This window comes from Alteromonas gracilis, assembly GCF_043642145.1.
GTDB lineage: Bacteria > Pseudomonadota > Gammaproteobacteria > Enterobacterales > Alteromonadaceae > Alteromonas > Alteromonas gracilis_B.
In genome coordinates this window covers 580953-598246 of record NZ_JBHZRZ010000001.1, presented here as the reverse complement: position 1 = coordinate 598246, position 17294 = coordinate 580953, and the positions used below count along the sequence as shown (strand labels likewise).

General features: G+C 44.5%; 16 protein-coding genes. 3 read left to right on the top strand and 13 right to left on the bottom strand.

All coding sequences use genetic code 11. The features are described from left to right. Position 1: 1 nt before the first annotated feature. Positions 2–640 carry an NAD(P)H-dependent oxidoreductase gene (locus ACHUFN_RS02535; RefSeq protein ID WP_394220745.1) on the bottom strand — a complete coding sequence of 213 codons (639 nt, stop codon included), beginning with the start codon at positions 638–640 and terminating at the stop codon, positions 2–4. Positions 641–876: 236 nt separating this feature from the next. Here ACHUFN_RS02535 and ACHUFN_RS02530 point away from each other — a divergent pair, with 236 nt between their 5' ends. Then, positions 877–1371 (top strand): acyloxyacyl hydrolase, encoded by a 495-nt coding sequence (locus ACHUFN_RS02530; RefSeq protein ID WP_394220744.1) that lies wholly within the window; start codon positions 877–879, stop codon positions 1369–1371. An 89-nt stretch (positions 1372–1460) separates the two neighbouring features. Here ACHUFN_RS02530 and ACHUFN_RS02525 read toward each other — a convergent pair whose 3' ends face one another. From ACHUFN_RS02525 to ACHUFN_RS02510, 4 genes are all read right to left on the bottom strand, one after another. After that, positions 1461–2207 (bottom strand): hypothetical protein, encoded by a 747-nt coding sequence (locus tag ACHUFN_RS02525; protein WP_394220743.1) that lies wholly within the window; start codon positions 2205–2207, stop codon positions 1461–1463. Between the two features lie 10 nt (positions 2208–2217). Then, on the bottom strand, positions 2218–4515 hold the full coding sequence (locus tag ACHUFN_RS02520; RefSeq protein ID WP_394220742.1) for a xanthine dehydrogenase family protein molybdopterin-binding subunit: 2298 nt from the start codon (positions 4513–4515) through the stop codon (positions 2218–2220). Next, positions 4512–5003, bottom strand: a complete 492-nt coding sequence (locus ACHUFN_RS02515; RefSeq protein ID WP_394220741.1) for a (2Fe-2S)-binding protein — start codon at positions 5001–5003, stop codon at positions 4512–4514. Before ACHUFN_RS02515 ends, ACHUFN_RS02520 begins: the two co-directional genes overlap by 4 nt. A 95-nt stretch (positions 5004–5098) precedes the next feature. Beyond that, positions 5099–5800, bottom strand: a complete 702-nt coding sequence (locus ACHUFN_RS02510; protein ID WP_394220740.1) for a glutathione S-transferase family protein — start codon at positions 5798–5800, stop codon at positions 5099–5101. Between the two features lie 168 nt (positions 5801–5968). On the opposite strand from ACHUFN_RS02510, the gene ACHUFN_RS02505 reads away from it, so the two are divergent. Further along, the gene (locus ACHUFN_RS02505; protein ID WP_394220739.1) at positions 5969–6328 is read left to right on the top strand and encodes a winged helix-turn-helix transcriptional regulator; all 360 of its coding nucleotides are present in this window, start codon (positions 5969–5971) and stop codon (positions 6326–6328) included. Between the two features lie 109 nt (positions 6329–6437). Here ACHUFN_RS02505 and ACHUFN_RS02500 read toward each other — a convergent pair whose 3' ends face one another. Further along, positions 6438–7022: an NAD(P)H-dependent oxidoreductase gene (locus ACHUFN_RS02500; RefSeq protein ID WP_394220738.1), complete on the bottom strand. Its 585-nt coding sequence runs from the start codon at positions 7020–7022 to the stop codon at positions 6438–6440. 364 nt (positions 7023–7386) lie between these two features. Here ACHUFN_RS02500 and ACHUFN_RS02495 point away from each other — a divergent pair, with 364 nt between their 5' ends. Further along, complete coding sequence (locus ACHUFN_RS02495) at positions 7387–8664, top strand: diguanylate cyclase (RefSeq protein WP_394220737.1); 1278 nt, start codon at positions 7387–7389, stop codon at positions 8662–8664. A gap of 41 nt (positions 8665–8705) precedes the next feature. On the opposite strand, the gene ACHUFN_RS02490 is transcribed toward ACHUFN_RS02495, so the two are convergent. From ACHUFN_RS02490 to xdhA, 7 genes are all read right to left on the bottom strand, one after another. After that, positions 8706–9992, bottom strand: a complete 1287-nt coding sequence (locus ACHUFN_RS02490; protein ID WP_394220736.1) for a urate hydroxylase PuuD — start codon at positions 9990–9992, stop codon at positions 8706–8708. Positions 9993–10051: 59 nt separating this feature from the next. Continuing rightward, positions 10052–11335, bottom strand: coding sequence for a guanine deaminase (guaD, locus tag ACHUFN_RS02485; RefSeq protein WP_394220735.1), 1284 nt, complete (start codon positions 11333–11335; stop codon positions 10052–10054). A gap of 5 nt (positions 11336–11340) precedes the next feature. Next, positions 11341–11667: a hydroxyisourate hydrolase gene (gene uraH, locus ACHUFN_RS02480; RefSeq protein ID WP_394220734.1), complete on the bottom strand. Its 327-nt coding sequence runs from the start codon at positions 11665–11667 to the stop codon at positions 11341–11343. A 95-nt stretch (positions 11668–11762) separates the two neighbouring features. Next, positions 11763–12266 carry a 2-oxo-4-hydroxy-4-carboxy-5-ureidoimidazoline decarboxylase gene (uraD, locus tag ACHUFN_RS02475; protein WP_394220733.1) on the bottom strand — a complete coding sequence of 168 codons (504 nt, stop codon included), beginning with the start codon at positions 12264–12266 and terminating at the stop codon, positions 11763–11765. Next, on the bottom strand, positions 12253–13164 hold the full coding sequence (xdhC, locus tag ACHUFN_RS02470) for a xanthine dehydrogenase accessory protein XdhC (RefSeq protein ID WP_394220732.1): 912 nt from the start codon (positions 13162–13164) through the stop codon (positions 12253–12255). The genes uraD and xdhC overlap by 14 nt, the downstream gene beginning before the upstream one ends. Continuing rightward, positions 13164–15536, bottom strand: a complete 2373-nt coding sequence (gene xdhB / locus ACHUFN_RS02465; RefSeq protein ID WP_394220731.1) for a xanthine dehydrogenase molybdopterin binding subunit — start codon at positions 15534–15536, stop codon at positions 13164–13166. Before xdhB ends, xdhC begins: the two co-directional genes overlap by 1 nt. Then, the gene (xdhA, locus tag ACHUFN_RS02460; protein WP_394220730.1) at positions 15529–16974 is read right to left on the bottom strand and encodes a xanthine dehydrogenase small subunit; all 1446 of its coding nucleotides are present in this window, start codon (positions 16972–16974) and stop codon (positions 15529–15531) included. The genes xdhB and xdhA overlap by 8 nt, the downstream gene beginning before the upstream one ends. Between the last annotated feature and the right edge of the window lie 320 nt (positions 16975–17294).

Genomic DNA, 17294 nt, shown 5'->3' with positions numbered 1-17294 from the left:
GTTAATCTCCTTGAGTTGTACAAAGGTCTGCGAGATTCTCGACGCGCTTTGCTTTTTCTAAATCTAGGGTGTTGGTTGTTAGCTTGTTCAGCAAAGTTACCCACTTGTATTTGTGCTGAGCTACCCGATGCTCTTCCTGAGCAGTACGAGAGCCAAATATTGCAAAAGGGGCGATGTAGGTCATATGCGTGATCTGAGCCATTTGCTCTAAAGGCTGGAGTAGTTGCCTGATAGTGTAATGATTGAAACCGTCAGTTTGATAGGCTTCTTCTTTACCGCCTGCGCTTAACGCACAAAGAAATAATTTATCTTTAAGTGCAGTGCCTTCATGTCCATAGGCAAAACCATATTCCAACACCAAATCTTGCCACTCTTTTAAAATGGAAGGCGTTGAGTACCAGTAAAGAGGAAACAGAAAAATAATGACATCGTGGTCGACTAAACGCTGCTGCTCTCGCTCAATATCAATATTGAAATCAGGATATTCGGCATACAAATCGACAGCAGTTACATGCTTATTTAATTGGGCTTCATGAAAAAGAGGAACGTTTACTTCTGAGCGAGTCTGTGCCGGGTGAGCGAACAGAACTAATGCTTTTTTACTGTTTTTTATCTCTTCAATATCGTCAATGTCAGTCATACATCTCTACTTAAATTTGTTTACCGTACAAAGTTTAGTGAATCTGCGCAGGGTAATTTATTCATTAAATGCAACATGAACTTTTAGAGCGAATGTGAATTTATAGTTCATCAAAGTTATAAGGTTACAAAAATACCTTAGGTTGAAAAAAGTAACTTGGGTTACTATTTTACGCACAAGGGTGGAAATCCTGAATGACAGCGTAATATTTAACCTTTATTTAGAACAGTATAAACATGAAAACAACAGCAAAAACACTCGCACTTGTATTATCTTTACTTACCTCTTCAGTTTCTCTTACTGCGCAAGCGCTGCCGAAAGGGAGCGATCTTAAAGCAGGAGCAGCGGTTTGGAACTTATTTGATGACGCTGACCGCCATGCCATTCACGTCGCCTACATTCATAAACCGTTAGATTCGTTTTACGGCTTACGACCTACCGTACTTCTGGTAAATGCAAACCAAGGCCAGCATTATTTTGCAGCGGGTTTGGCAAAAGATGTCTACAAGTACAACGACTTTTCTGTCCGCGTTGCTTTTCATGCGGGTATTGTTGATGAGTCTGAAAATTTGGGCGACACCATTGAGTTCTACTCATCACTTTCTGGTTTATACAAGCTCTCTGAAACCTTTTCGTTAGAAGCCGAAATCGGTCATATTTCAAACGGTGGGTTAGGGGATACAAATCCCGGTTCCGAGTCGTTTGTTTTAAGCGCTCTGTACCATTTTTAATCTCGCGTTAACGGGTTATCACTACCGTATTAATTGAACAGCCCGCTAAAACGCGGGTTGTTCAATTTTGGTCAAAGCCTTTTTTTAACTTAACTGTCAGTAGGGCAAGGTGCGCCGCCGTTAATCCATACAGACATTGCCTGAGCGAACTGTGCATGTGTACCAGGTGCAGGTGTTCTGCCTGGGCCAGGGTTCCATGCCCATCTCACTAGTGGGTCATCACTGGCATGATGTTCAAATTCTTTTTTGAATGTTTTCATATCGTTGCGACCACCGCGCTGGGCGAGAAATGAGTTGAGCTGTGGGTTCAACCAATTACTGCATAGCTTCGAAGGAGTCATATCATTGCCAATGATCATAGTAGGCGGTGGCATATGCCACACAAAGCCAGGCATAAGTTCATTTGCTGCGCCAGGTGGTCTACCTGGCTCACGCGCATTTTCATTCTGGTGACAACCACGGCAGTTTACGGGGTGCGTTTCGCCAACCTGAACAAACTTTCCGTCTTGAACCGCCATTTTCAAATTGTTCACAGAGGTAATATTCATAGGGTGCGGAACTTTGTTGTCTCCCACGGTTGGTCGGTGAGCACCATCTTCTATCACGCCGTGACAATTCACACATCGCGGATGTGTTGCCACATCGAATAAGTAGTTAAATGCTGTCGTTGGGTTAGGGTCTTGCTGATAAGCTTCAAATGCTGGCGTTGAATTTGTCACTTCTTCAACGGTAGTAGTCGTATTGTTGCGAACCCCTTCGTCGCTATTGCTTGCCATACATGCACTTAGCACGAACGCTGAGAGCGTGAAAACCATTAAAGTTGATATAAACTTCATATTATTTTCCTTATGCCTCAAGTTCTTTTGACACATGCTGAGCAAGCATAGGCAAATGACGTAGTCTTACGCCAACAGCTTGGTATACAGCATTACCGATAGCGGGCGCGACCCCAATAACGCCTGGCTCACCCAGTCCTACAGGAAACTCATCGCTCTCCACAAGTTCAATATCCATCTCTGGGACATCATTCATACGCAGTGGAAGGTAGGTATGTAAGTTTGTTTTTGAAACCTGACCATTTATCACTTCGTTATGTTCAAACAGTGCCAAGCTCAATCCCCACAGCAGTGAACCTTCAAGTTGCGCCATTGCGCCATCTGGATGGATAACAATACCGGCATCAGACACAACCCATAGCTTCTTAACCGTCATCTTTCCTGTGCGCTTATTAACATGAACATGGGCTGCGGTTGAAAGCCAAGCTGGCATAGTGCGCTCTTGACCTGCACTTACGCTATAGCCAATACCTTCGTCAGCACCAAGTTTTACATTCGCAGTCTTCTTCTTGAGAATTTCAAGCGTATTGGCAAGTCGTGTGGCACCACCAACACTTTCTGGCGCTTTGCCCCCTTGTTTACCTTTTCCGTCTAACATAGCAAGCCTGAAGTCGACAGGGTCTTGGTTGGCTTTCATCGCCACTTCGTCAATAAATGATTCCAAGCCCCATACAATCCAACCTTGACCTACCGAACGCAGCCAACCTGGTGTAAACGTATCTTGCGCAACCTTATTGTTAACAGCACGTGCGCGATGGTGAGACATGGTGTACCAGTGGTCGGCGCCAGATGCCGAAAACATATCTACTTTTCCTTCGCCGCTTACTCCCGGTGCTAGAAAACCTGGTGCCATTTTTAGTGTTGGCCAGCCTGCCGCAAGGGCATGCTCCATGCCTAAAAACTGATTATTTTCATCGAACGATGCGTTAAACAGTGAGGTAGAGGCAGAGCGGGGTTGGTCAAACAATGTATCATCTGGGCGCATGAACACCAGTTTGACTGGCTGGCCAGCAGCTTTGGCTGTAAGCAATGCTGGAACAATCCAATCTCCATAAAGGCGTCGTCCAAAACCACCGCCAAGATAATACTGGTGAAGGATCACATCACTTTCTGGAACCTCTGCGGCTTTAGCTACAGTAGGAAGTGTTAGGCTTTGCCACTGATTACCTGTATGAATATGCCATTTACCACCTTTAAATTCAGCGATAGCGTTAAGTGGTTCTAGTTGGAAATGGTTTGCAGTTGCAGTGGTATATAAAGCCTCAATGGTTTGTGCCGCTTTTTTCTGTGCCTGCTCTATATTTCCCTCATCAACAAAAACGGTGCCTTTCTTGCGGTCACGCACAATTCTTTCGCCTTCTTTTTGAATGTCAGCTTCAGAAACATTGGCAGTTTTACCAGCGTTGTAGCTAACTTTCACCAAATCAACAGCTTTAATCGCGGTAGGGTAGTCTGTTGCCAATACAGTCAGCCAGCCTTCGATGGTACCGCTCGGGTCGGTAAGTACTTTATAACCTTTGTATCCCGGTAGGTTCCTAGCTTTACTGTCGTCAACATTCGTCACTGAACTGCCATAGCGGGTAGGAGGGAGAATTGGGCGTGCATAAAGCATGTTTTCCACTTCAACATCAATACCGTAAACCGCAGTACCGTTAGTTTTAGGGGGGATATCCAACGCCTTGTAGTCTGTGTTTACGCCAATAAGGTGGCGTTTCTTACCCGGTTTAATCGGCAATTCCGCAAGTTCATCTGCACTAAACGTTTTGTCTACTTTGCCATTCGCTACAATATCACCGAAGCTAACTTTCTTGTTACCCGAGATGACAAAGCCTTTTTCTGCTTTACAACTATCAGCAGGCACGCCAAGCAGTTTTGCTCCTGCTTCAATTAACACCATGCGGCCGGCGGCGCCCGCCTGAGACATAGGTTTGTAGGTATGGAAAATTGACCACGAGCCGCCTGTTACCATGTAGCCCCATTTCGGGTCCGTATCGACGTGAACTATAGACACTTTCTCCCAGTCGCACTCAAGCTCATCAGCCAAGATTCTAGCGATTGGCGTACCGATATGCTGCCCCATTTCCGCTTTGGCTATGTTAACGGTGACGTTGCCATCTGTATCCATTTCAAACCAAATATTTGGTGAAAACTGTTTTGTTTCAATATTCTCTTTCGCTGACAACAGAGATGGAACCGCGGCAGCGCCAAATGCCATGAATAAAGATGTCTTCATTGACCCCACCATGAAAGAACGGCGAGATAAGTTGATCATGTCTTTCTTTTCTTGAGAGATGTTTTTCATGCTCATGCGTTTTCACCTTCTGATGAAGCGTTGGGATCAAAGTATTGAACTGAAGACGTTGCGGCACGCTTAATCGCCTTTTTTATGCGCGCGTAAGCCATACAGCGACAATAATTTGTGCTCATGTGATTAACGATATCTTGATCGCTCGGGTTTGGATTTCTGTCTAGCAACGTCGCTGCTTGCATGATTTGACCAGACTGGCAGTAGCCACACTGGGGTACTTGTTCTTCAACCCAAGCAGATTGCAAGGGATGCTCGTTATTGAAGCTTTCAATAGTGTTTACGTTCTTACCTTTTGCTAATGAAACCGGATAGGAGCAAGAGCGAATAGCGTTACCATCAATATGCACCGTGCATGCGCCACACATCGCTACACCGCACCCAAATTTGGTACCTTTTAATCCAAATTCATCGCGTATTACCCAAACGAGAGGCGTATCTGATGCAGCATCTGTCTGCACTTTTTTTCCATTTAACGTAAATTCAATCATGGTTTTTGTCACCGTGAAGTTAAAGTTTAATCAGCTCTCGCCAAGGCGCTGCACTTGGTTTGAACGGTCTGTTTTGCCTGTTTTAAGTAGTATTATTAAAATCTGTCAGCGTTGGCTTTCTCTTGCCTAGCTTGTTCTTCTGAATCCCCTCTGCCAAAGAAAGCTTCAAAAGGTTCTGGAATAGTTAGTGCGCGCTGAGTTGCTTCGCGTTGATCGATGCGGTTAAACCATGCTTCAAGGTTTTTTAGACCCGAAATATCTACTTTTGCCCAATGATAGGCTCTGGCCCAAGGGTAGGTTGCCATGTCAGCGATAGTGAACTCGTCGTTTACTAAATAACTGCGACCTTCAAGCCTTGTGTTTAGTACTTCTAAAAGGCGTCGACTTTCTGAAATGTACCTGTCAATGGCGTAGGAGTTGTGTTCACCCTGTTTGGGCGCAATACGCTGAAAAAACATGGCTTGCCCCATCATTGGGCCAATACCGCCCATTTGAAACATCAGCCATTGAAGAACCTCAGATTCCATGTTGCTGTTTAACGGAATAAATTTTTGATATTTTTTGGCTAAATACCAAAGAATGGCGCCGGACTCGAAAACCACAAAATCGTTGTTAGATCTGTCGATGATAGTTGGGATCCGCCCATTGAGGTTTATAGCTAGGTATTCAGGAGACTTTTGCTGTCGAGAGGAAAAGTCGATGTGGGTTAAGTCGTAATCTACACCTGCCTCTTCTAAAAAGATGACTGGCTTCCACCCGTTCATTGTGCTTGCGGTGTATAAATGAATATCTTTCATGGCTTATGCTCCAAAGACGCCCGCAGTGAACCTGTTTCGTTGAATACAGACTAATTAACTAAAGGTAAACTCAAGGGCAAACTTGCTTATGTGGTCTATTTTAGTTACCTTGTTCAAACAAACAATTAGTATACTTTTAGTTACTAGGTGGTATTTTTAGGAAATTTGATGGAAAGCGAAATAAAAACAGACGCTAAGGGTAGAAAAACCGTTTTAAATACTTGTACGGAGCCTTGTGCGATAGAACGCGGAATGCGTTTAATTGGTGGAAAGTGGACGGGGTCTATAATCTACCATTTAAAAGATGAGCCTGTTAGATTTAACGACTTGTGCAGAATGCTCGGAGGCGCTAGCCGTAAGATGGTGGACCAACGCCTTAAAGAGCTGGAAAACAATGGTATGGTGATTCGTAACGTTATTGACACTCGTCCCATTGCTGTTGCCTATAGCCTAACGGATTTTGGGCGCTCAGCGTTAGATATTCTTGAGCAGCTTCGAGTTTGGTCTGAAAGTCACTCCAACGATTAATCCTAATTGCCTAAAGCTGAACAATCAAAAGCGGTGATGAGAAAGGTTCACCGCTTAATAGTTGGCTTATGTCACATCTACACCTTTTTTCTTTGAATTTATTAAAAAATTAAAAGTGTTCAGCGATATGCGCCTCGAAGCGCAAAAAGTCGTTTTCAACATCAGCATTTTTCATCACATCGAATGCCGCGAAAGTAGGAAGGGCTTCTAGCCCAAAAAAGCGAAAGTTTGCGTGCATTGGAAATAATAAATCATCCACACTTTTTCCTTCAAAAAGATATTCATCTTTATCGTTGAAAGACTCAGCAGGAGCGTTGAAGGTTACAGACATCATGTATTTTTTGCCTTTTAACGTTCCACCCGTTCCATAATTTTTCTTAGGCTCTTCTGCATTGCGCCCATCTCCGTTACACAGGGCTCCACCCATACCAGCTGTATAAACTTTGTCCATATACTTTTTAAAAGACCACGGCACACCCATCCAGTTAATTGGTGATTGAAGTAGAATTATATCTGCCCATTGGTGCAACGATAGTTGCTCATCCACGTTGTGATCATCTTTCATGGTAACAATTCGAATATTATAGCCTTTGTTTGATAGATGAGCTGCCGCTCTCTCAACAAGTGAACTGTTCAAGCGACCTTCTGAAAACGGGTAATAGTGGTGCGCATTAATAATGAGTACGTTACTCATAGTAAAAACTCCTGATAATAAATTTCTTAGTAAGTATATTTTGGTTTCATAGTGTAATTAATCAACCAGTGGGAAAAAGGTTACTACCAGATTTTTTGACGCAATTGAGTGTAGGCCGTTGATTTAGTGGGCTTTAAATTTTTGGTTTTTTTGAGAGGTGATGTTCATCGAACTGTTCACATAATACTCGCCGATATCTCGCTAAATTATTGCGCAGTCTAAGCTTTTTTCTTAGTTCGATTTTAAAGTTAACTAAAAAAGTTAATCTATAATGGTTACTACCAAAGTATATATAGCACTCAAAATAAATTGAGAGCCATTTATTGAGGCGACGGAATGCAATTACGTAGCGGGGCGATGCCCTATGTTTGAAGAAACTTTCTACTTTTGTCCGGTGGGCTTGGCCCATGTTAGTGTGGATGGGAGCTTTATTCGTGTTAATAAGCGATTGTGTGAATTTTTGGGTTATTCGAACGAAGAGCTCACTAAAATTACGTTTCAAGAACTGACCCCCCTAGAATATCTTGAGGGGGACTTGCAGTATATAGAGCGCGCATTGAAAGGCGAAGTTAACGATTACGAAGCTGAAAAGCTCTTTATGAGGCGTGATGGTGAAAAAGTTTGGGCAAAAATTTCGGTTTCTCTGGTTAGAGACAAGCAGGACAATCCCGACTATTTCATTTCTATCGTTGAAGATATTGACGAGAAAAAGCGTATTCAATCTGAGCTTTTCCAAGTAGATGCCTTGTTCAGTAAAATTGTTAGCGCGTTTTCAGATAGAACCTTTATTTGGGTTGCAACCCCTGATTTAGGAAAGCTTAAATACGTCAATGATGGCTACGCTAATATTTTTGGTCGCAATGAATTTGAGCTTTATTGTAACCCGTTGACGTTTATTGATTACGTTCACGAAGATGATAAAGCACGTGTACTCAAACTATTTAACAAGCGCCCCTTGCAGAACTGGGATATTCAGTATCGCATATACAATTCAAAAGGTGAGGTAAAGTACCTGCACGACCGAGGAAGTTTTATTTATGACGATCGCGAAATGCAGTCGCTTATTCTTGGTACGGCTGATGATATAACGAGGGAGAAGACACAGCAGCAAGCGCTAATGGGTGCGGTGACTAAGCTAGAACACCTTTCCAAAACTGACTCGCTAACCGGGCTTGCAAATAGAAGAGAAATATTCAGCCAATTGAATGACGAAATTGCGCGAATGGAAAGGGGGCAACAAACCTCAACGCTTGTCTACATTGACCTTGATAAGTTCAAAGAAATAAATGACAAATACGGTCACAAAATAGGGGATAAGGCGCTTGTCGAGTTTTCTCACAAGATGAGTAGCCTACTTCGTGAAAGTGATCGATTCGGACGCATAGGTGGCGACGAGTTCGTCGTTCTGCTTTACGGCACTAACGCGGAAGAAACCGAAGCGTTCTTTGATAGAGTGCTGAAAAATACTTTTGAATTTTACATTGATGATGAAAAGACAGAGCCAATTTGCTTTAGCTTAGGTTGGGTTGAATGGCACAAAGCGTTTACCACCGTTCAGGAATGGTTAGATGCCGCTGATGAAATCATGTACCAGAAAAAGCATTGCCAGCAAGACCAAATCGATATTGATAAAGCGATGTAGCAAGTAGCCGTTTAACTGCTCATCTACATCGCGCATCTATATTATTGTCTTTGTGAGAACCAGCGGGCTATATCTTGACGCTCGCTTTCGGTCATTTTCGTTTTGTTTAAAAATGGCATGTCTTTAGTTACCGTTGTTCTTCGAACCACTTGCGGCGCAAACCTTTCAATGTCTTCCCATGAATCTAATACCACACCTAAAGGTGCCACTTTAAAGATGTCATCGGTTGGAGTACGTGAATGACAGCCAACACAATGCGCGGCTACTAAATTTGCCACACGAGCATTAGTCACCATTGCGCTTGTGTCAGGCTCCCCATTATTATTCAGCGTTTTAGCACCGTGTTTATCAGCTTGGTGTACAGCAAGCTGGGATGTATTTGGTGCGCTAAAGGCATCACTTTGGCTAACCTGCTGCGTTGATGTTTGTTGCGGCCAAGAAACCCATATCGTTATCGCTAACATCGCCGCTGCGCCTGTTACCAAAATACTTGGCTTTGTAATGCCAACATGGCGAAGGTTGAAGAAATGTCTTATCCAAGCTGCAGCGGCCATCATCGCAATAAGTACTAGGTAGTTGTGAGGGTGCTGATACGTTATTGGATAGTGATTTGAAATCATGATGAACAGCAACGGCAACGTGAAGTAATTGTTGTGTACCGAGCGTAATTTCGCGCTAGCCCCCCAGTGAGGGTCAATATCGTTTTTATCTGCTACGGCCGCTACCATTTTGCGCTGGTTGGGCATGATATTAAAAAATACGTTCCCCGCCATAATGGTGCCGATTAGTGCGCCCACGTGTATGTAAGCGCCACGGCCGCTAAACCATTGGGTTGATAAATAGCTAACAACACAAATCAGTGCAATTAAGCCGATACCAAAGGCAAGTGGGTATTTTGCTAACGGGCTGCGACATGCAAATTCATACAAGGCTAGACCGCCAAATATTAGCCCTAAGCCCAGTGATATTGCCATAGCGGGAGACATTGCGTTCACGGAAGGGTCGATAAGATAAGCGCTGGCGCCAAAGTAATAAACAATGATTAGAAGTACAAAGCCTGATAACCACGTTGTGTATGCTTCCCATTTAAACCAGTGTAAGGTCTCAGGCATTTTCTCAGGGCCATAAGCATATTTGGCAACTTCATAAAAGCCGCCACCATGAATTGCCCATAAATCGCCTTTAATCCCTTTGTCTTGCTTCCATTTGGGTGGGGTACGTAAGTTGTTATCCAGCCAGATAAAATAAAAAGACGCGCCAATCCACGCAACACCCGCCACCACGTGAAACCAGCGTACAAACAAACTTATCCAATCTAGCCACGGCATTATTATTCTCCTTATTCTGCGGCCGGAAAACCGACCCGACTGTAGCTCACATTAATTTATTATTTCTTATAGCGACATGTTCCGCTTATCCACGTTTGATCGATAGCACGATCGTCGCCTAAAATGCTCAAGGCAAAAAACACATCATTAAATTCAGCGTGTTCTTTTATTCTTAAGCGCGTTAACTCATCGAACCTAGGTTCAACAACTATGAAGTCAGCGGTTGATCCCGGATTCAAATTACCGATTTCACTATCAAGGGCATGTGCCACAGCTGCACCTTGTGTCATAAGATAAAACCCCTCTAGTGGGCTTATAGGCTCGTTGCGCAGTTGGCTCACCTTGTAGGCATCGCCATAGGTTTTAAACATATTAAACGTGGTGCCTGCACCAACATCGGTGGCCATCGCAACGTGAACCTTGTTGGCTCTAGCCGCGGTCATATCAAAAAGACCACTGCCTAAAAACAAGTTGGAGGTGGGGCAGAACGCAACAGTTGCACCGCTTTCGCCCAAACGAGCCCACTCATTAGGCGTAAGGTGAATACCATGACCAAATACCGCGCGCTCGCGCACTAAGTGGTAAGTGTCGTAAACATCTAAATAGCCATCCGCATTCGGAAACAAACTTTTGACCCAAGCAATTTCATCCAGATTCTCTGATAAGTGAGTTTGAATAAAAACGTCAGGATACTGCTGCGCTAACTCGCCTAATGCAGCAAGCTGAGCTTCTGTGCTAGTAGGAGCAAAGCGAGGTGTTAACGCATAGCGGTTACGTCCTTTGTTGTGCCAAGTTTCAATTAAATGTGCACTGTCTGCTTGCGCGGTACTCGCACAGTCTTTCAGCTCGCTTGGACAATTCCTGTCCATGCACACCTTACCCGCTACAATTGCCATGTCTATTTCGCTTGCTGCACTAAATAGCGCATCGCAGCTGCCTTTGTGCACCGTGGTAAACACAAAACCTGTGGTAGTACCATTTTTCAAAAGTTGGTTCAAAAAGACGGTAGCGATATGCTCGGCATGCTCGCCGTTGGCAAATTGCATTTCTGCAGGAAACGTATAGTTTTCAAGCCAGCTTAAAAGCTGCTCGCCATAGTGAGCGATACTCTGTGTTTGAGGGTAATGCAAATGGCTATCTATCAGGCCGGGTAGAATCCATTTTCCTGATAAATCTGTGACAGTGGCGGCCGGATAGCGCTCATTGATGTCGTTAAATGTGCCAATGTCTTTTATTTCTTTGCCGTCTACTAACAAGCCACCGTCTTTAAAAATGGCGATGTCATTATCAAATTGTGAGGTCTGTTTAGGAAAGTGCGCAATGCTTGCACGAAAAAGCTGCATGTTAATTAGCTGCCCCTGTAGCTACTGAAACCAAATGGAGAAATAAGCAGTGGTACGTGATAATGACCACCGTTTTCATTAAGTTCAAACGTAATATCAATATGTGGATAAAAACTGCTGCCGTGAGTTTGTTCGAGGTAAGGCTTGCAGTGGAATCGCAGGGTGTAAACCCCAGCAGAAAAGCTGCCTTTATGCCCCCAATTTTTAAACCTGCCATCGTTATCTGTTTCACCTAAAAGCGTGCTGCCGTCAGGCAATGTAAGGGTTAGCGCAATGCCCTGAGCAGGCTTACCTAGTGTGGTATCAAGTACGTGGCTTGAAAGCGTGTTCATACTGGTTTCCTTAACTTCATTTCAATTCGTATTAACACTGCGGTTTGTATAAAGCGACAAAACAAATGCAGCAGGGTTTAATTGAGAATCAGGCATTAGTCCAATGCCTTGTTAATACGTAAAAGGGTTATCTTTATTTGCTCAGCAGCGGCATTGTTAATTTCTTCCTGTGTAGCGTTTGGAAGTCGAGCTTGTAATGCTTCTAGCATGGTTTGCGCAGAAAGCCCTGTCGCGCAAATAATAAATATAAACCCGTGTTTGTCTAAGTAGGCCTGATTAGCTTCTTTCAACTGGAACAACACCGTCTCAGACGCACTTGCGGTCCCTGATTGTTCTCCTGCGGCAATGGCTTTGGTGTTGGCAAACTTTTTACGCAGAGAATCGACATCGCCAATCATTGGATGCGCAGTAAACGCTTCTAAGTAGTCATCGTCACCGCATTTAGCCCACGCACTTTTCGTTTCGCTAATAAGTGAGTTCATGTCGCGAAACGGGCGTGCATTCACCATTTGATAAACCCACGCTTTTGCCGCGCAGCACTGCTCAAACCAAGAAGTTGCCTCTTCAGCGTTTAGCGCATTTAACTCATTTAACGTCACTTTTCGTGTCCTTATTGTTGGTAAGCACATTGTGTTGAACCGGTATCTTGCTTTCTGGTTCAAGTGGTTCGCTAGCTCTTTTAGCGTCTTTAGCTAAGTCGCTATTGTGAAGTCGCTCGATAATTTGTGCCGAAATAGATACAGCCACTTCAATAGGGCGTTTGCCAGGAATATCGCGATTACCGATAGGCGTTACGAGTCGCGCTAATGCATTTTCATCAAACCCTCGTTGACTCAGCTTCGTAATGAAACGTTTCGCTTTTGTGTCAGAGCCTATCAAGCCCACAAAAGGCAGCGAAGGCTGTTTTAACGCTTGCTCGGTAATGCGATAGTCCAATTGATGATCATGAGTTAGTACGATAAGCCAGCTGTTTTCATCAAGGTGCCTTACTTCGCTTTCGGGTTCTTCTTCTACTATTTTTTGTACATTGGCTGGCAGTGAGGTTGGAAATAAGTCATCGCGGCTATCTATCCACGAAATACGCACGGGTAACTGAGCCAAAATAGGCACTAACGCTTTTGCGACATGGCCTGCGCCAAAAATAGCAATGTGTTGCTGATGCACGTTACAAACGTCAAACAGTACTTTTACTGCGCCACCACAACATTGGCCTAACGAGCTGCTTAATGGGTAGCTGTGAAGCTTGGTGCATGGAGTTCCTTGGGCAAGATATTCCCGCGCTCGGGCAATAGCGTCAAACTCAAGGTGTCCACCACCAATAGTATCTATGCAATGCGATGCCGTCACCACCATTTTACTGCCCGCCTCACGAGGTGTTGAGCCAGCAGTATTCACGACTGTCACTAACACATAGCCTTCATTATGCTGTTGGCATTCGGCTATGCCTTCATGCCAATATTTAGCGCGAAAGGAGGATGGTTTCGACGCGGAATTCATCAGACACCACCTCGGCTTTCTGCTTGTTGGGTAGCGACGATAGCGTTAATAGCCTTTAATACACGTTCCGGGGTGGCTGGTGTATCTAACTGTGGATCAACGGTGTAGCCAGATAAGCTAGAAATCGCATCTTTAAGGGCACACCACACTGAAATAGCTAGCATAAACGGTGGTTCGCCTACTGCTTTTGAATGGTAAATGCTGTCCTCTGCGTTCTTTTTGCCAAATAGCTTAACGCTAAACGCTTTTGGAGTGTCGCCAATGGCCGGAATTTTATACGTTGCCATATTTTCACTAATTAGCTTACCCGCGTCGTTCCACTTAAGATCTTCGGTGGTAAGCCAACCCATACCTTGAATAAATGCGCCTTCAATTTGGCCAATATCAATAGCCGGGTTAAGGCTATCGCCCACGTCGTGAATAATGTCTACTTTGTCCAGTGTATATTCGCCAGTAAGGGTATCAATAGATACTTCACTCATTGAAACACCGTAGGCGAAGTAGAAGAATGGCCGGCCTTCGCCTGTGTCGCGGTTATATTGCAATTTAGGTGTTTTATAAAAACCGCTTGAAGATAGCGATACTCGTGCAAAATAGGCCTGCTGAACAAGCTCGGTGAAGGCAATGCTGTGCTCACCTAATACTACGTGTTGGTTGCTAAACTGAACGTCACTTGCACGGTCTTCAAGGTCGAGGCTTTTGGCGTAGCATTTGGCTAAACGTGCTTTAAGTGTAATACACGCATTTTGAACCGCTTTGCCGTTTAAATCTGTACCACTAGACGCGGCAGTCGGCGAGGTATTGGGTACTTTATCTGTGCGGGTGGCGGTCACTTCAATCATATCTAGGTCTAAACCAAATTCATTCGCTGCAATTTGGCTTATTTTGGTGTGAAGTCCTTGGCCCATTTCAGTGCCACCATGATTTACCTGGATACTGCCGTCTGTATAAATATGCACCAAGGCACCAGCTTGATTCAAATGCTTGGCGGTAAAAGAAATACCAAATTTAACAGGGGTTAATGCAAGGCCTTTTTTTATCACTGGGCTCTCGCGGTTAAATGCAGAAATAGCCTCTCTGCGCTGCCAATATTGCGCGCTGTCTTCAAGCTCGGTAATCATGCCAGGCAAAAAGTTGTGTTCGACTTCCATACCATAGGGTGTGGTGGTGCCAGTGGTGGGGCCATATAAGTTACGCTTTCTCACCGAAAGTGGATCGTTTCCGGTGGCACGGGCTATTTTATCTATCATGGCCTCAGCCATTATCATGCCTTGCGGACCACCAAAGCCGCGATATGCGGTATGCGACACCATATTGGTCTGTAGCCTATGCCCAGTAATGTCGCTATCGCCAAGGAAGTAACTATTATCGGCATGGAACATGGCTCTATCCACAATAGCATCAGACAGGTCAGGAGAGTGGCCGCAAATACCGTTAATTGTCATGCGGGTAGCTTCAATTTTACCGGTATTGTCAAAAGCTACATCAAATGCATTTTCAAACGGGTGGCGTTTGCCAGTAACATGCATGTCGGTAAAGCGTGGTAAGCGAAGTTTAACCGCGCACTTATTGCGCATAGCGAGTAATGCGGCAATACACGCCCATTGAGCCGCCTGCGTTTCCTTGCCGCCGAAACCGCCGCCCATACGACGCATGTCCACCATTACGCGGTGAAGTTTAACATCAAGCACCTCTGCTACTAGCTTTTGTACTTCACTTGGATGCTGACTGGACGTATAGATTTTCATGCGATCTTCTTCATCGGGGATCGCAAGGCTCACTTGCCCCTCTAAGTACATGTGCTCTTGGCCGCCAATACTTAACGTGCCAGATGCGTTATACGTAGCCTTTGCAAATGTATCGTTTACGCGCGCTGCATGTTGACCAAATCGGTGGAGCGGGCGTACAAAAGCGTGCTGTTCGTGGGCTGCTTCTGCAGAAAGTATAGGTGCGGCTTCAGTTACATCCACTTTTCCTTTGAGCGCGGCTTGACGGGCTAACGTCACAGAGGTAGCGAGCACCGCGAATACAGGCTGTGCGAAGAACTTTATCTCACCATTGGCAAGCAATGGGTCGCCTTCGAAAACGGGGCCGATATCTTTATGGCCAGGTACATCGTTGATGGTAATAACATCAACCACGCCCTCGCTTTCGCGAACGACGTCAAGATTGATAGACTTAATCGTGCCTTTGGCACAATCACTTACACCTACTGCGGCATAAAGCGTACCCTGAGGTTCAACTACATCATCAACATAGTAGGCACTACCTTGTACTTGGCGTATTGCACTTTCATGTTTCTTCGAGACATGAACAACGCCTTGCTTTTCGTTAGCTTGTGAGGGAGAAGGGGCGTCAATTAACTTACGCATGTTGCACCACCCGAGTTTCAATGTTGTTTGCTGTTTGGCTTTCTAACCAGAAGCGATGCCATAAATTAGCTAAAACCGTTTTGCGATAGGCTGCGCTAGCCCGCACATCATCTATGGGCGTAAAGGCATCAAACAAGACTTGTTTTCCTAAATTCAGGCACTCATTGCTAGAGAATTGCTTGCCTTTCAATACACTCTCTAGAGAAGTGCAGGTCGATGGCATGGCGGCAACACCTCCAAAACCACTTCTAATTGCCTCTACCTTGCCATTTTCTAACGTAACATTAAAAACGGCACACACCGCTGAAATATCGTCTTCAAATCGCTTCGATATTTTATACGCAGCTAACGTTTGATTGGGCTGCTTTAAGGGTAATTCTATTGCGCTTATCCATTCATCATTGGCTAACACTGTCTTGCGATAGCCAGTAAAAAATTCACTGATAGGTAAGGTTCGTACTTTTTCGCCGTTATCTAAATGCAATGTGGCGTTTAGTGCGAGCAACAGCGGTGGCATATCGCCAATTGGCGAGGCATTGGCCACGTTTCCGCCAATGGTTGCTTGATTGCGAATAGGCAATGACGCAAAGCGAGTAACTAGCTCTGCCGCTTGTGGAAAAGCGTTCAAAAGCAAAGGAGCAGCATCGCTGAGCGGCACTGCTGCACCAATAGTAAGAGAATGCTTGTTTTTGGTGCATTGTTTGAGTGTGTCTACGTGAGTTACGCTGATGAGCGTTTGCACTTCTTTGAGTTGTTGCGTGAACTGCAAACTTAAATCGGTACTTCCGGCAACCAGTTGTGCCTGGGGGTATTTTTTAACGAGCGCTTTTAACGCCTCACGTGTAGTGGGTGTATGGATGTTGGCTGTGCCAGACGGTCGCTCATTTGATAACGACATCAGTGCTGCTAGCGTTTCGTCTTCTCTAGCTGAAAACTGGTCGTGTGGTGTCTGCTTACATACAGCCAAAGTGGCGTCAATGATAGGACGATAGCCAGTACAGCGGCATAAGTTGCCTGATAATGCGTGTAACACCTCGTCGCGGTTCGGTTGGGTATTACTGTGATACAAGGCAAACATAGACATAATAAAGCCCGGTGTGCAAAAGCCACACTGAGAGCCGTGATGTTCAACGAGGGCTTGTTGCACGGGGTGTAAGTGTTTACCATCGCTTAAATGTTCAACGAATAGTAATTGTTTACCGTGCACCGCGCTCATTAGAGTGATGCAACTATTCACTGTGCGATAGTTAAGTTTTTTAGGGTTGTCAGGTGACGTTGGCTCAACGAGCACTACAGTGCATGCACCGCAATCGCCAGCCGCACAGCCTTCTTTTGTGCCCGTTTTCTTACGATGTTCTCGAATAAACTGTAGAAGGGTGAGATCAGCTCTCGCTTCATTCAATTCAACGAAATCGTTATTTATTAGAAAGCGAATCATACGCACACCTTCTTGTTATATTCATTGATGTATTCATTAATATAGCTGTATTTTTGCAATAAAAGTAGACCATATGGTCAATTAATTGCTTATAAAAAATGGCCAAGTTATTAAAGGCCATGATTTTTCATAATTTTAGTTGTAATCAGTGGGTTTATGTCAGTTTAATATTTCATAGATGCACATCTTTTGTGAACATCGTTGCCTGGGTTAAGGCATGCCCAATTAAATGCAAGCAAGATTTATGCAAGGTTTGGGCAGGATTCGTGCAAGGTTTAGCTTAAACGACATAACTTGTGTTTTGAGAAGGTCAATATGCC

Excerpts from the sequence above, each read along its gene's own strand:
- ACHUFN_RS02535 (WP_394220745.1), bottom strand. The coding sequence starts at position 640 with ATGACTGACATTGACGATATTGAAGAGATAAAAAACAGTAAAAAAGCA.
- ACHUFN_RS02530 (WP_394220744.1), top strand. The coding sequence starts at position 877 with ATGAAAACAACAGCAAAAACACTCGCACTTGTATTATCTTTACTTACC.
- ACHUFN_RS02525 (WP_394220743.1), bottom strand. The coding sequence starts at position 2,207 with ATGAAGTTTATATCAACTTTAATGGTTTTCACGCTCTCAGCGTTCGTG.
- ACHUFN_RS02520 (WP_394220742.1), bottom strand. The coding sequence starts at position 4,515 with ATGAGCATGAAAAACATCTCTCAAGAAAAGAAAGACATGATCAACTTA.
- ACHUFN_RS02515 (WP_394220741.1), bottom strand. The coding sequence starts at position 5,003 with ATGATTGAATTTACGTTAAATGGAAAAAAAGTGCAGACAGATGCTGCA.
- ACHUFN_RS02510 (WP_394220740.1), bottom strand. The coding sequence starts at position 5,800 with ATGAAAGATATTCATTTATACACCGCAAGCACAATGAACGGGTGGAAG.
- ACHUFN_RS02505 (WP_394220739.1), top strand. The coding sequence starts at position 5,969 with ATGGAAAGCGAAATAAAAACAGACGCTAAGGGTAGAAAAACCGTTTTA.
- ACHUFN_RS02500 (WP_394220738.1), bottom strand. The coding sequence starts at position 7,022 with ATGAGTAACGTACTCATTATTAATGCGCACCACTATTACCCGTTTTCA.
- ACHUFN_RS02495 (WP_394220737.1), top strand. The coding sequence starts at position 7,387 with ATGTTTGAAGAAACTTTCTACTTTTGTCCGGTGGGCTTGGCCCATGTT.
- ACHUFN_RS02490 (WP_394220736.1), bottom strand. The coding sequence starts at position 9,992 with ATGCCGTGGCTAGATTGGATAAGTTTGTTTGTACGCTGGTTTCACGTG.
- guaD (WP_394220735.1), bottom strand. The coding sequence starts at position 11,335 with ATGCAGCTTTTTCGTGCAAGCATTGCGCACTTTCCTAAACAGACCTCA.
- uraH (WP_394220734.1), bottom strand. The coding sequence starts at position 11,667 with ATGAACACGCTTTCAAGCCACGTACTTGATACCACACTAGGTAAGCCT.
- xdhC (WP_394220732.1), bottom strand. The coding sequence starts at position 13,164 with ATGAATTCCGCGTCGAAACCATCCTCCTTTCGCGCTAAATATTGGCAT.
- xdhB (WP_394220731.1), bottom strand. The coding sequence starts at position 15,536 with ATGCGTAAGTTAATTGACGCCCCTTCTCCCTCACAAGCTAACGAAAAG.
- xdhA (WP_394220730.1), bottom strand. The coding sequence starts at position 16,974 with ATGATTCGCTTTCTAATAAATAACGATTTCGTTGAATTGAATGAAGCG.